Annotated in this window: 7 protein-coding genes and 1 pseudogene; 7 read left to right on the plus strand and 1 reads right to left on the minus strand. The window is 71.0% G+C overall.

Annotation, left to right across the window (positions count from 1 at the left end; all coding sequences use genetic code 11):
- The first annotated feature begins 39 nt into the window (after window positions 1-39).
- From ACFVZH_RS11840 to ACFVZH_RS11855, 4 genes are all read left to right on the plus strand, one after another.
- Window positions 40-2,328 carry a VCBS repeat-containing protein gene (locus ACFVZH_RS11840; RefSeq protein ID WP_384895791.1) on the plus strand — a complete coding sequence of 763 codons (2,289 nt, stop codon included), beginning with the start codon at window positions 40-42 and terminating at the stop codon, window positions 2,326-2,328.
- A 45-nt stretch (window positions 2,329-2,373) separates the two neighbouring features.
- Window positions 2,374-4,617 (plus strand): FG-GAP repeat domain-containing protein, encoded by a 2,244-nt coding sequence (locus ACFVZH_RS11845; RefSeq protein WP_384895792.1) that lies wholly within the window; start codon window positions 2,374-2,376, stop codon window positions 4,615-4,617.
- 144 nt (window positions 4,618-4,761) lie between these two features.
- Window positions 4,762-6,996 carry an FG-GAP repeat domain-containing protein gene (locus ACFVZH_RS11850; protein WP_384895794.1) on the plus strand — a complete coding sequence of 745 codons (2,235 nt, stop codon included), beginning with the start codon at window positions 4,762-4,764 and terminating at the stop codon, window positions 6,994-6,996.
- Window positions 6,997-7,045: 49 nt separating this feature from the next.
- Entirely contained in the window at window positions 7,046-9,250 is a 2,205-nt protein-coding gene (locus ACFVZH_RS11855; protein WP_384895796.1) for an FG-GAP repeat domain-containing protein, read from the plus strand.
- Here ACFVZH_RS11855 and ACFVZH_RS11860 read toward each other — a convergent pair.
- Window positions 9,214-9,658 (minus strand): annotated as a pseudogene (locus tag ACFVZH_RS11860) (ATP-binding protein). The gene ACFVZH_RS11855 and the pseudogene ACFVZH_RS11860 overlap by 37 nt on opposite strands.
- Window positions 9,659-9,749: 91 nt before the next feature.
- On the opposite strand from ACFVZH_RS11860, the gene ACFVZH_RS11865 reads away from it, so the two are divergent.
- Genes ACFVZH_RS11865 through ACFVZH_RS11875 form a run of 3 tightly spaced genes read left to right on the plus strand, consistent with a single transcriptional unit; the run spans window position 9,750 to window position 13,128 of the window.
- On the plus strand, window positions 9,750-10,613 hold the full coding sequence (locus ACFVZH_RS11865; RefSeq protein WP_384895798.1) for a helix-turn-helix domain-containing protein: 864 nt from the start codon (window positions 9,750-9,752) through the stop codon (window positions 10,611-10,613).
- Window positions 10,610-10,867 carry a DUF397 domain-containing protein gene (locus ACFVZH_RS11870; RefSeq protein ID WP_384895800.1) on the plus strand — a complete coding sequence of 86 codons (258 nt, stop codon included), beginning with the start codon at window positions 10,610-10,612 and terminating at the stop codon, window positions 10,865-10,867. Before ACFVZH_RS11865 ends, ACFVZH_RS11870 begins: the two co-directional genes overlap by 4 nt.
- 53 nt (window positions 10,868-10,920) lie before the next feature.
- Window positions 10,921-13,128: an FG-GAP repeat domain-containing protein gene (locus ACFVZH_RS11875; protein WP_384895802.1), complete on the plus strand. Its 2,208-nt coding sequence runs from the start codon at window positions 10,921-10,923 to the stop codon at window positions 13,126-13,128.
- Window positions 13,129-13,329 lie beyond the last annotated feature (201 nt).

Here is a 13,329-nt window from a genome sequence, read left to right on the forward strand (position 1 = left end):
CCCGCCCGTGAATGTTCCGATCCGAGAGGAATCGATCCCTTGTCTCCCTCCCGCGCAGCACGACGACGGCTCACCGCCGCCGTGATCACCGTCCTCGCCGTCACCGCCGGTACGGCCGCGACCGGCGCCCCGGCCGTCGCGGCGCCCGCCGCCGGCACGGTGGCGGGCGCCCCGGCGGCGGACCCGCTGCCCTTCCCGACGCTGCCGGCCAGGACCGAGGTCATCGGCTCGGGAACGAGCGGCTTCCTCGGCTCGACCGAGCACTACGACAGCGAGGGGATGTACGGCTACGAGTACCGCTGGTACCGGCCGAACGGCACGTCGACGCTCCTCTCCGAGGCGTACTCGGCCGGTCCCGCGCTGCCCAACGCCTTCGTGTCCGACATCGTGCCGATCCCCGACACGTACGACTACGGGATCATCCGCCTGCGGGACATGACCGCGCCCGACGCGGCCCCGGTCGCCATCGACCTCAGGCAGCTGGGCTCGACGCGCAAGGTGGTGGCCGCGTACGGCTCCACGCTTCTCGTCCAGGCGAGGACCGCGAACGGGGCGAAGGAACTGCACCTCGTCTCCAAGTCCGGCACGACCGTCTCCGACGTCAAGGTCACCGGAGTCCCGGCCGACCTCGACGAAGTGATCACGGCGACGGGAACGCCGGGCACGGCCGTCGTCTCGTACCGTCCGAGCGGCGCCGGAAGCTGGTCCAAGACCGGCGTGGTCGTGATCGACCTGGCCACGGGCGCGGTGACCGGCACCTACGCGCCGCCGGCCACCGGCTCCGGCGAGTACGAGCCCGCCGTCGTCTCCCCCGCGAAGCTCGTCCGGTGGCAGGGCGAGAACCTGGTCGTGACCGACCGGGCCACCGGCACGGACACCACGATCACCGTCGGCCGGGCCGACGGCGCCAAGGTCCTCGGCCTGTTCGGGGACTGGGTCGCCTACGGCCGGTCCACCACCACCGGCGGCGGAACCGCCGGCGACCCGCTGCTGCCGCTCACGGTCCGCCCGCTGGCCGGCGGCCGGACGTTCACGGTGCTCGACCGGGTGTCGAGCGTCGTGTCCGCACCCGGCGGCACCCTGCTCGCACGCGGCGGAACGGTCGGCGGGAAGGAGGGCGTCTACCGGGTCAAGCTCGGCTCCGACGGCACGCCGACCGCCGAACTCGTCGCCACCACCGGCGAGTCGACCGCCCTGACGTTCCTCTCGACGACCATCGGCCCCGTCGTCGACCTCGACGCCCAGAACAACCGGGTCCGCCTGGACTGGAACCTCTCCCACGGCCACTTCACGTACACCGTGGAGCTGATCCACAAGCAGAGCAGGCAGCGCTACCACCACGAGATGTCGAGCGACTACGGCAGCTTCAGCTTCCTCTGGCGCGGCAACTTCGCCTGGCGCGAGAACGACCCGGGCAAGGCCGCGTTCAACGGCGACTACACATGGGAACTGACCGCCAAGCCGACCAACGGCATCGGCCCCGCCCTGCACGCCACCGGCGACTTCAAGGTCGTCCGCAAGCCCAAGATGCACGACTTCGACGACAACGGCGCCCCGGACCTGCTCTTCCGCGACAGCCAGGGGACCCTGCGCCGCCTCGACACGATGTACGACGTGTGGAAGAGCAAGGTCGTCCCGGCCGAGGACCCCGAGTACATCGGCGGCGGCTGGCAGGGGTACTCCCTCATCGAGTCCGTCGGCGACGTGGCCGGGACGACCGCACCGGACGTCGTCGGCCGTGACGCCGCCGGCGTGCTCTGGCTCCACCAGGGCACCGGCAACCAGCGCAAGCCCCTCGCCGACCGGGTCCGGATCGGCGCCGGCTGGAACGTCTACGACAAGCTCGCGGGCGGCGGCGACTTCACCGGCGACGGCCGCGCCGACGTCCTCGCCACCGACAGGTCCGGCGTCATGTGGCTCTACAAGGGCACGGGCAAGCCCTCCGCCCCCCTCGCCAACCGGACCAAGGTCGGGGCGGGCTGGGGCATCTACAACCAGATCAGCGCCGTCGGAAACGTCGCCGGAGCCGCCCCCGGCGACTTCGTCGCCCGCGACAAGGCCGGCGTCCTCTGGCTCTACCTCGGCAACGGCAACGGCACCTTCGCCAAGCGCGTGAAGATCTCCGCCGGCTGGAACCAGTACACCCACATCGTCGGCATCGGCGACGGCACCATGGACGGCCGCGCCGACCTGTACGCCTTCGGCCCGGAGAACACCTCGTACGTCTACCCGGGCACCGGCAGCTGGCGCACGCCGTTCGCGACGCGCGTGCCCACCGACGCGCTCGTGATCAACAGCTCGGGCTACGGCATCAACCACGTCTCCTGATCAACCACGTCTCCCGACGACTCCGATCCAAGAGGAAACGATCCCTTGACTCGCTCCCGCACCACCAGACGGCAGCTCACCGCCGCCGTGATCACCGTCCTCGCCGTCACCGCCGGCGTCGCCGTGACCGCGACCCCGGCGACCGCCGCCGCCGTACAGCAGCAGGCACAGGCCCCGCAGGCCGCCGACGCCGTGGTGACCCTCCCGCAGAACTCGCAGATCGTCAGCGCCGGAGTCACCGGCTACCTGAGCACGGTCGCGCTGCCGACCGGCTCCGAGTACCGCTGGACGAACTACGAGACCGGCGCCACCAAGGTCCTGAACGAACCGCTGACCGCCTACACGGGCAGCGGCTCGGACATCGTCTTCTCCCGCAAGGAGGGGCAGTCCGTCCACTGGATCAACGACATGGCCAACCCGAGCAGCATGCTGACGGGCATCACGCCCCCCGGCGGGTACTACGTGCGCGCGGCCGTCGGCTCGACGCTCGTGGCGTCGTCGACCAGCGAGACGAACCAGCTCAGCGTCATCCTGCTGCGCAAGAACAGCGGCTCGTCGGGGGTGGTCAACACCCCCGTCGCGGGCATCCCGGGCAACGTGCGGCTCGGCAGGATCTCCCAGACCGCGCCGGGCATCGCGCTGATCCAGTACTCGACGGGTCCCTACGACGACGCCCGTCACTTCGTCGCCGCCGTCGACACCTACACCGGCGAGGTCCTGGAGACGCTCCCGGGCAACCCCAAGGCGATCGCCAACGTCGCCGTGTCGGCCACCCACTGGTCCTGGATCGAGTACGTGGCCCCCGACCGGGTCCGCCTCGCCACGGCCCCGCGCGGAAGCGGCGGCACGCCCACGTACACCGACCTGGGGTACCTCAACGGCGGCTCCGGCATGTACACGGCCGTCGTGGGCGACTGGGCGACCTACTCCCGCCCCTTCGGCGGCACCGCCGACTCCCCGTCGGCGCTCTACCCGCTGACCGCCGTCCCCCTCGCCGGCGGGCGGACGGTCAAGCTCCTGGATCACGTGGCGACCACCGCCACCGCCCCCGACGGCTCCCTCCTCGTGCGCGGCGGAACGATCGAGCACGGCGAGGGCATCTACCGGATCGCCCCGGGCGCCGACGGCACCCCGGCCGCCATCCTGATCGCGAGCACCGACGCCCCGACCTCGGTCAAGCTCCTGGGCAACGACGTCCCTGAGGTCGTCGACCTCGACCAGAACGACGGCAAGGCGACCTTCACCTTCAGCCTGTCGCGCGGCAACGTGTCCGGCACCGTCACCCTGCGGCACACCCGGACCGGCCGGACGGAGCAGTTCCCCTTCACCGGCCTCGGCGGCACGGTCGCCAACACGGGCAAGGTCCGGGTCAACTGGCAGGGCAGGCTCACCAATTTCCCCGCCTACAACGGCGACTACACCTGGGAGTTCCGCGCCAAGCCGCTCAACGGCATCGGCCCGGAGGTGAAGCAGACCGGCGCCTTCAAGGTGGTCCGCAAGCCCGCCGCGCACGACTACAGCGACAACGGCACCCCGGACCTCCTGCTCCGGGACTCCGCGGGCCGGCTGTGGCGCGACGACACCAACAAGGGCGACGGCTCCGACTTCATCTTCGTCCACGAGCGCAAGCTGCTCGGCGCGGGCTGGAACGCGTACAACCAGATCGAGGCCGTCGGCAACGTCGCCGGCGCCACCGCCGGCGACATCGTCGCCCGGGACGCCTCCGGCGTCCTCTGGCTCTACCTCGGCAAGGGCGACGGCACCTTCGCCACCCGCTCGAAGGTCAGCGCCGGCTGGAACGCGTACAACAAGATCACCGGCGGCAGCGACGTCAACGGCGACGGCTGGGCCGACCTCTTCGCCACCGACACCGCCGGTGTCCTGTGGATGTACAAGGGCACCGGCAACTGGAAGACCCCCTACTCCGGCCGCACTCGCGTCGGCGCCGGCTGGGGCGCCTTCAACCAGATCACCGCCACCGGCGACCTCACCGGCTCGGCGTACGGCGACCTCGTCGCCCGCGACACCGCCGGCGTCCTCTGGCTCTACCCGAGCACCGGCGGCGCCACCTTCGGGGCCCGCGTGCGTCTCGGCGGCGGCTGGGGCGGCTTCACCCACCTCGTCGGCACCGGCGACATGAACCGCGACGGCCGCAACGACCTGCTGGCGTACGCGCCGAGCGGCACGCAGCTGTACATCGGCTCCGGCAACCCGTCGGCCCCGCTCACCCGCACGTACACCGAGCTCTACCCGTCGGGAACCACGTTCACGTTCAACCTGATGAGCTGAGCGCTCCTCATCGGGAACGGGCCTCGTTCCGGCGCAAGTCGGCCGGAACGAGGCCCGTTCCCCGTACAACCATCCACCCTCCCCACACGTCCCACCCTCAACGGCGGATCACCGCCGCACCAGCGTTCTGGGGGAGGGGTCCCTTTGATCCACGTTCGTACGTCCCGGCACCGCATCGCCGCGGCCGTCACGGCCGTCCTCGCCGTCACCGCCGCGGGCATGACCACCCCGGCCCTGGCGGCACCGCCCACGACAGCCGTCGCACCGGCGGCCGAACAGGACGCGCCCCTCCCCCTCACCCTCCCGGCCGGCTCCCGCCTCTCCAGCATCGGCCCGTCGGGCTTCCTGACCTCCCTGGCGACGGAGACGGGGACCGCGTACCGCTGGACCCAGTACGCGACCGGCGTCACCACCGTGCTGCCCCCCGGCCCCTATCTCGGCAGCGTCCGGACCGACCTCGCCGTGAAGTCGGCGGAGGGCGTCCACACCCTGTACGACCTGGCCACCGGCGCCACCCCCGTCGTCATCGACGCCACGGCCCTCGGCCCGAACGCCGACCTCCGCCGCCTGGCCGGCTCCACCCTCGTCATGGAGCGGCCCAACTCCGCCGGCGGCACCGAAGTCCACCTCGTCAGCAAGCCGGAAGACACGGTCCTCGACCGCAAAGTCACCGGCCTGCCCGACAACGCGTCGGTCTACCGCTACGACCTCTCCTCGCCCGACACCCTGATCCTCACCTACAACACCGTCGGCGCCCCCGGAAAGCACCTCGCCCTCGTGGACGTCGCCACCGGCACCGTCACCGAGGACCGCACCCTCCCCTTCGTCGCCAACGAGGGCGACACCACCACCTCCACCACCCGCGTCGCCTGGACCGAACGGGCCGCCGACGGCACCGTCACCCTGGCCGTGGCCCCGCGCGGCGACACCGCAACCACCCCCACGCGCACCGTCCTCGGCACCGGCAACGTCCAGACCGAACTCCTCGGCGACGACTGGGTGACGTACGGCGTGAGCTCGTACCGCCAGACCGACCCCCACCCCCTCTACGGCCTCACCGCCCGCTCCCTGAAGACCGGCAAGACCGTCAAGCTCCTCGACAGCCTCCAGCGCGTCCTCGGCGAGACCGACGGCACCCAGCTCGTCCGAGGCGGCACCGCCGCACACGGCGAAGGCGTCTACCGCGTCTCCCTCGACCCCGACGGCACCCCGACCGCCACCCTCGTCGCACGCACCGGCGAACCCACCGCGATCGGCGCCGTCGCCCGCAGCGTCCCCGACGTCGTCGACCTCACCGGCGGCAAGGACCCGGAATGGTGGTGGGACTTCGACCGCGGCAACGTCGAGATCCGCCTCCGACTGACCCACACCGCCTCCGGCAAGCAGTGGAACTCCGAGCCCGCCCACCTGGACCGCCCGCACGTCGGCGGCGCCCTCTGGACCGGCCTGCTCGACAACCGCACCTCCGCCCCCAACGGCGCCTACACCTGGCGCATGACGGCCCGCCCCACCGACGGCATCGGCCCCACCCTCACGAAGACCGGCACCCTCACCGTCGCCAACAAGCCCGCCCCCCACGACTTCTCCGACAGCGGCGCCCCCGACCTCCTCGTCCGCGACAGCACGGGCCGCCTCGTCGGCTACGACGCCCGCCAGACCCTCTACGAGACCGGCCACTGGGGCACCCCGAGCAAGCGCGAGCGCGTCGACTACGGCACCGGCTGGAACACCTACGACCGCGTCACCGCCGCCGGCAACGCGGGCGGCTCCCCCCACGCCGACCTCCTCACCCGCGACCGCACCGGCGTCCTCTGGCTCCACCAGGGCACCGGCAAGGGCTTCTCCCCCCGCACCCGCATCGGCGCCGGCTGGCAGATCTACGACAAGCTCACCGCCGGCAGCGACGTCAACGGCGACAACCGCCCCGACCTCCTCGCCACCGACAAGACCGGCGTCATGTGGCTCTACAAGGGCACGGGGTCGACCAGCACCCCGTACGCGACCCGCGTCCGCCTCGGCGCCGGCTGGAACATCTACAACCAGATCACCGCCACCGGCAACATCGCCGGCGCCCCCGCAGGCGACTTCGTCGCCCGCGACAAGGCCGGCGTCCTCTGGATGTACCTCGGCAACGGCAACGGCACCTTCGCCACCCGCATCCGCGTCGGCGGCGGCTGGAACCGCTACACCGACATCGTCGGCGTCGGCGACACCAACCGCGACGGCCGCCCCGACCTCGTCGTCCAGGGCGCCGCGGGCGGCACGTACGAGACCCTCGCCCACTACCTGGGCACCGGCAACTGGCGCGCCCCCTTCGGCTCCCGCCAGGAGGTCTACAACCCGGAGCCGCTCGGCACCGGCGACGTGACCCTGTTCTGACCCCTCGGACCATTGCGAGAAACCCGAACCATCCGAGAAAGGCACCACCTTGCTTCGCCCCCGCACCCGCACCCCGTTGAGACTCGCCGCGGCCGTCACCGCCGTCCTCGCCGTCACGGCGGGGACGCTGGCGACCGTTCCCGCCGCGGCGGCGGTACCGGCCGCCGTCGGCGCGGTACAGGACGAGACCGTGGCGCCGTTCCCGGTGGACGCCCTGGTCATGAGCTCGGGCACGACCGGCTTCCTGAGTGGGCAGACGGGCGGCGGCCTGGTCACCTACCGGTGGACGCGCTACAAGGACGGCGCCACGACCGTGCTCCCCCGATCGGGATACGGGAGGGCTCCACAGACGGACATCGTGACGCACAGCGACGGTGGCGTCTTCAAGCTGTACGACATGGGCACCGGCGCCGACCCGCTGGAGATCGACCTCACCCCGCTCGGCGAGGGGTACTCCGTCTCGGGGTTCGCGGGCACCAAGATCGTCGCGAAGAAGGCCAACGCGGCCGGTGGCACCGACATCCACATCATCGCCAAGCAGCAGGACACCCTGGTCGACGACACCGTGACCGGCCTCCCGGCCGACGCCACCCTCACCGGCATCGTCGTGGACTCACCGGACAGCACCGTGATCCAGTACGCGGCGACCGTCGACGGGGTGAAGCAGAACCGCGTGGCCGTGGTGGACATAGCCACCCACGCGGTCGTCGAGGAGTACGAACGCGCCGAAGGGACGACCGGGAGCACCACCCTGTCGTCCACCCACATCGCCTGGGTCGAGAAGGGCGCCGACTCCACGGTGAAGGTGGCCGTGGCCCGGCGGGACACCGGCGAGGTCGTACGGCACGCCCTGGACGTCACGGACTACGTGGCCATCCAGCTGATGGGCGACTGGCTGACGTACCGGCGGACCTCCACCAGTTCCTACGCGACCACCATCCCCCTGCCCAGCCTCGCGTCGTACGCCCGCTCCCTGACGACCGGCGAGACCGTCAAGCTCCTGGACCACACGAAGAACTCCGTCCCCGGTGTCGACGGCACCCAGGTGGCGCGGGGCGGGACGATCGAGCAGGGCGAGGGCCTCTACCGGATCTCCCCGGGCGCCGACGGCGCCCGGCCGACCGTCACCCTCGTGGCGAGCACGGGCGAGCCCACCCAGCTGGAACTGCTGAGCCACGGCGTCCCCGAGTCGATCGACCTCGACCGCGACACCGTCCCCAGCCAGCTGAACTGGACCCTCAGCCGGTGGGCGTCGAACGTGCGCCTCGAACTGGTGCACACCGCGACCCAGAAGAAGTTGACGCCCACGCTCTTCCTCTCCGGTGGCGTCTACCGCTTCAACTGGAACGGCACGTTCGGCGCCGGCAACAACACGGTCCTCGCCCCCAACGGCGCATACACCTGGCGCCTCACGGCTCAGCACCAGTCCGGCATCGGCCCGGCCCTCGTGAAGACCGGCACCTTCCACATCGTCCGCAAGACCGTCCCCCACGACTTCAACAACGACGGCAGCCCGGACCTGCTCATCCCGGATCGGTCGGGCCCGCTGGGCCTCTTCAACTTGAGCCAGTTCATCGGGAAGCGGGCCCTGGGCGCCCCCGAGCATCTCAACACCGGTCACAACGACGCCGACCGTTTCCTCGCCGCCGGAAACCTCGGCGGCACCCCCCACGACGACGTGCTCAGCCTGGACAGGACCGGCGTCCTCTGGCTCCACGAGAGCACCGGCCACGCCCTCGCCCCCCGCACGCGGATCGGCGGCGGCTGGCAGATCTACGACAAACTCACCGCCGGCAGCGACGTCAACGGCGACAACCGCCCCGACCTCCTCGCCACCGACAAGACCGGCGTCATGTGGCTCTACAAGGGCACGGGCTCGACCACCACCCCGTACGGGACCCGCGTGAAGCTCGGCGCGGGCTGGGGCATCTACAACCAGATCACCGCCACCGGCAACATCGCCGGCGCCCCCGCAGGCGACTTCGTCGCCCGCGACAAGGCCGGCGTCCTCTGGATGTACCTCGGCAACGGCAACGGCACCTTCGCCACCCGCATCCGCGTCGGCGGCGGCTGGAACGAATACGCCACCACCCTCGGCATCGGCGACCTCGACCGCGACGGCCGCAACGACCTGTTCGCCCTCACCGACAACGGCGTCCCCTACTACTACCTGGGCACCGGCAGCTGGCGCGCCCCCTTCCAAGGCCGCGAAACGGGCTACAGCTGGATCTTCCTCCCCGCCTCCGCCTTCTGACCCACCCGCGCCGGCACGGTCGCCCACACCGTCTTGCCGACGCACCGGTCCTTCACCCCCCACGCCGTCGCGAGGGCGGCCACGAGCAGCAGCCCGTACCCGCCCTCGTCCGGCTCCCGCGCGGGCAGCGGCATCCGCTCCCCCCCGCGCGTCGGACAACTCGATCCGCACGTGATCGTCGCCCAGCTCCATCCGCACCTCGAAGTCCCTCCCCGACACCCGGCCGTGGAGGGCCGCGTTGTTCGCGAGCTCGGCGACGACCACCTCGGCCGCCTCGCCCTCCGGGCCGGACACGCCCCACTCGTGAAGCTGCTGCACGGCGAGTAACCGCGCCAGCCGTGCGCCCCGGCGCGTCGCCGAGAGCCGGAGCGCGAACTCACCGATTGGGGTGGCGGTTTCGGATTTCATGCCACCGAGCCTGGCGGGCTCGCCCTACGCTGACCAGCAGCGACGCGACGACGCTGCGTCACTGTACGGGTGCGCCAAGAGGGCGGTACGGATGTCGGGAAACGAGGAGGAGCGGCCGGAACGGCCCTCCGAAGTGGACGGTACGGCGCACCTGTTTCGTGCGCTCGGAAAGATCATCAAGGTGCTGCGGAAGAACGCGGGCCTGAGCCAGGCCGAGCTGGCCGAGATCACGCACTGCAGCGAGGACTTGATCTCCTCGATCGAACGGGGGGTACGGACCCCGCAGCCGGACTTCTTGGTGCGGGCGGACCCCTTGCTGAACGCGGGTGGGGTGCTGGTTGCAGCGGTGGATGACGTGCGGGAGGCGTTGGCGCGGTCGCGGGTGCGGCATCCGGATTGGTTCCAGGACTTCGCAAAGGCGGAGGCGGCGGCGGTGGCTCTGCACTACTACGAGGTGCAGGCGGTGCCGGGCATCCTGCAGACACCCGCCTACGCGCAGAACCTCTTCGAACACCGCCGCCCGATGCTGGATGAGGCAACCGTAGAGAAGCGGGTGGCCGACCGGATCTCCCGGCAGGTACTCCTCGACAAGTGGCCGACCCCGACGATCAGCTTCGTCCTGGAGGCAGCGGTCCTACTGCGCCCATTCGGCGGGCTCGAAGTACACCGCGACCAGCTACGACGCATCCTGGATGTGGCGCGAAGGCGCACGGTCGACTTCCAGATCATGCCGCAGGATCGACACGAACACCCGTACCTCGGAGGTGCGTTCACCCTCCTCACCCCAAAGGCGCGACGCGAAGCCGCGTACACCGAGATCTACGGACACGCCCGGCTGATCACTGACCCGGAGGAGGTCCGTCAGTACACCGAGCGCTATGGCATCCTGCGGTCGCAGGCGCTCACGAAACGCGAGTCCCTGACGTGGATCGAGAAACTGCTGGGAGAAAGATGAACACCGCGGATCTGGCTTGGTTCAAGAGCAGCTACAGCGACTCTGAGGGCGGCAACTGCATCGAAGTCGCCTACCACTGGCGCAAGTCCAGCTACAGCGACGGCGAAGGCGGCGAGTGCCTCGAAGTCGCCGCCCACCCCACCACCATCCACCTCCGCGACTCCAAGATCCCCCACGGCCCCCGGCTCGCCGTATCCCCCGCGACCTGGGTGTCCTTCGTCTCGTACGCTGCCTCTGCAATGACGCAATCATGAGTAACGGGCGCGGTGTTGCTGACATCGCGCCCGTTTCCCTGGGGGGTAACACCATGAATCACGCGCACATACGCAACAGCCGCCGGGTCGCGGTAGCAGTGACAGCGGTCCTGGCGGTGACGGCCACGGCCGGGACGCTGGTCACGGCGCCGGTGGCGGGGGCCACGGTGGTGGCGGGGGTGCAGGACGCGGCGGCGGTGACGCTGCCGGCGGGCGAGAAGCTCGTCAGCGCCGGGACGACCGGGTTCCTCACCTCGAAGGACGACGGTGCGGGTGGGGTCGCGCTGACGTGGACGAGGCTGTCCGACGGTAGCCGGACGGACATTCCGGGGACGCTCGCCGCCCCGACCCGCTCGGACACGGTCATCACCCGCGAGGGGAATCGTTTCTACCTGTACGACATGAGCGTCAGCATGTTCACGTCGTTCGTGGAACCGATCGGGATCGGCACGAACTACACGATCGCCGGTGCGGCGGGCTCGACGCTCTACCTGAGCGTGCCCAACAATTACGGGGGCGAGTACCTCTACCGGCTCACCCGCGTGAACGGCGTGCAGCAGCAGGAGCAGATCTCGCCCCTCCCGTCCGCCCGGGGCTACAAGGTCGTCGCACACTCCGGCACCGACGTGGTCGTCCTGTTCACGAAGACGGACACCATGGGCAAGACGACGTACTACCGCGCCCTGACGAACCTGCTGGGCAACTTCATGAGGCCGGAGTCGGTCGTCGAGTCCTTCGACCCGGCCACCGTCACCACCGCCGTCAGCCCGTCGTACCTCGCCTGGACGGAGTACGTGGACGGCGTCACGCGGGTGGCCGTGCAGAGGCGGACCGAGTACAAGCCCTTCAAGACCGTCCCGGTGACCGGGGGCACGCGTGGCGTCGTCGTCGGGTTCTCCGGGGAGTGGATTCTGTACGGGGTGCCCGGTGGACTCAGCGCCTCCTCCCCCGACCCGCTGCACGCGCTGACGGCGCAGAACCTCCTCTCGGGCGCGACGGTGACACTGCTCGACCACTTCACGTCCACGTCCACCGCGCCCGACGGGGGGATCCTCGTGCAGGGCGGGACCGGGGCGGACGGCGAGGGGCTGTTCAAGGTCAACGAGGCGTCGGGTTACCCGACGGCCTCGCTGGTCGGACCCACTCCCGGTGTGTCGGCCTCGCCGACGGTCCTCGGCAGCACCGTCCCCGCCGTGGCCCAACTCGACCGCAACGGCGGTCAGGTGGCCATGGAGTGGCGGCTCTCCCGATACAACGTGATCATGGACGTGAGGCTGCGGCACACCGCGACCGGGAAGACCTACGCGAAGCGGCTGGCGCTGCCCTCGGCGCCCGCGCGGCTCACCTGGGACGGCCTGACGGGCGGGATCAGCGCCCCGAACGGCGACTACACGTGGGACGTCACCCTCACGTCGGCCAGCGCCATCGGTGCCCCGTCGTACACGACCGGCGCGTTCAAGGTGGTCCGGCAGGCGAACCCGCACGACTTCTCCGACAACGGTTCGCCCGACCTGCTGGCGCGGGACGCGTCCGGCACGCTGTGGCGGGACGACACGCTCGACTGGCCGGTGGCCGGTCAGGTGACGCCGGCGAAGCCGCGCGTGAAGGTCGGTGCGGGATGGAACACGTACAACCTGATCGAGTCGGCGGGGAACATCGCGGGCGCGCCCGCCGGTGACGTCCTCGCCCGGGACACGGCCGGTGTGCTGTGGAGCTTCCTCGGCAAGGGCGACGGCACGTTCGCGAACCGCGTGAAGGTCGGCCCGGGCTGGGGCGTCTACAACAAGATGGCCGCGGGCTCCGACCTGACCGGTGACGGCAAGGCCGACATGGTCGCCACCGACACCGCCGGCGTCCTGTGGCTCTACAAGGGCACGGGCGGCTGGAACGCGCCCTACTCGGGCCGCACGAAGATCGGCCCCGGCTGGGGCGTCTACAACCAGCTCGCCGCCACCGGCAACATCGCCGGCGGCCCGGCCGGCGACCTCGTCGCCCGGGACGCCTCCGGCGTGCTGTGGCTGTACCAGGGCAAGGGCGACGGCACGTTCGCGGGCCGGGTGCGGATCGGCGGCGGCTGGAACGGTTACAGCCAGCTCGTCGGCGTCGGCGACGCCAACAACGACGGGCGGCCCGACCTCGTGGCGTACGGGGCGGCGGGGACGCACGTGTTCCTGGGCACGGGCTCGTGGTCGGCACCCTTCACGAGGTCGCTGACGTCGCTGTACGCGGGCGAGGGAACGAAGTTCACTTCGGTGTCGTGACACGGGTCTCATGACACTGGTGTCACCGGGGCCGCCAGTGGTCCCGGTGACACCAGCGGTCCCGGTGACTCCGGGGTACAACCTTTCGAACTCCCCATGAGTCTTGCGGGCGTGGGGGGGGGGCCCCGCCCCCCGGCGGGGGGCCCCCGACCGCAGGAGGTCCAGCTGGTGGTCCAGGTCGGCGCCGCGGGACTTGACGAG

It is taken from the genome of Streptomyces sp. NPDC059534, assembly GCF_042743475.1.
GTDB lineage: Bacteria > Actinomycetota > Actinomycetes > Streptomycetales > Streptomycetaceae > Streptomyces.

Excerpts from the sequence above, each read along its gene's own strand:
- ACFVZH_RS11870 (WP_384895800.1), top strand. The coding sequence starts at position 10,610 with ATGAACACCGCGGATCTGGCTTGGTTCAAGAGCAGCTACAGCGACTCT.
- ACFVZH_RS11865 (WP_384895798.1), top strand. The coding sequence starts at position 9,750 with ATGTCGGGAAACGAGGAGGAGCGGCCGGAACGGCCCTCCGAAGTGGAC.
- ACFVZH_RS11875 (WP_384895802.1), top strand. The coding sequence starts at position 10,921 with ATGAATCACGCGCACATACGCAACAGCCGCCGGGTCGCGGTAGCAGTG.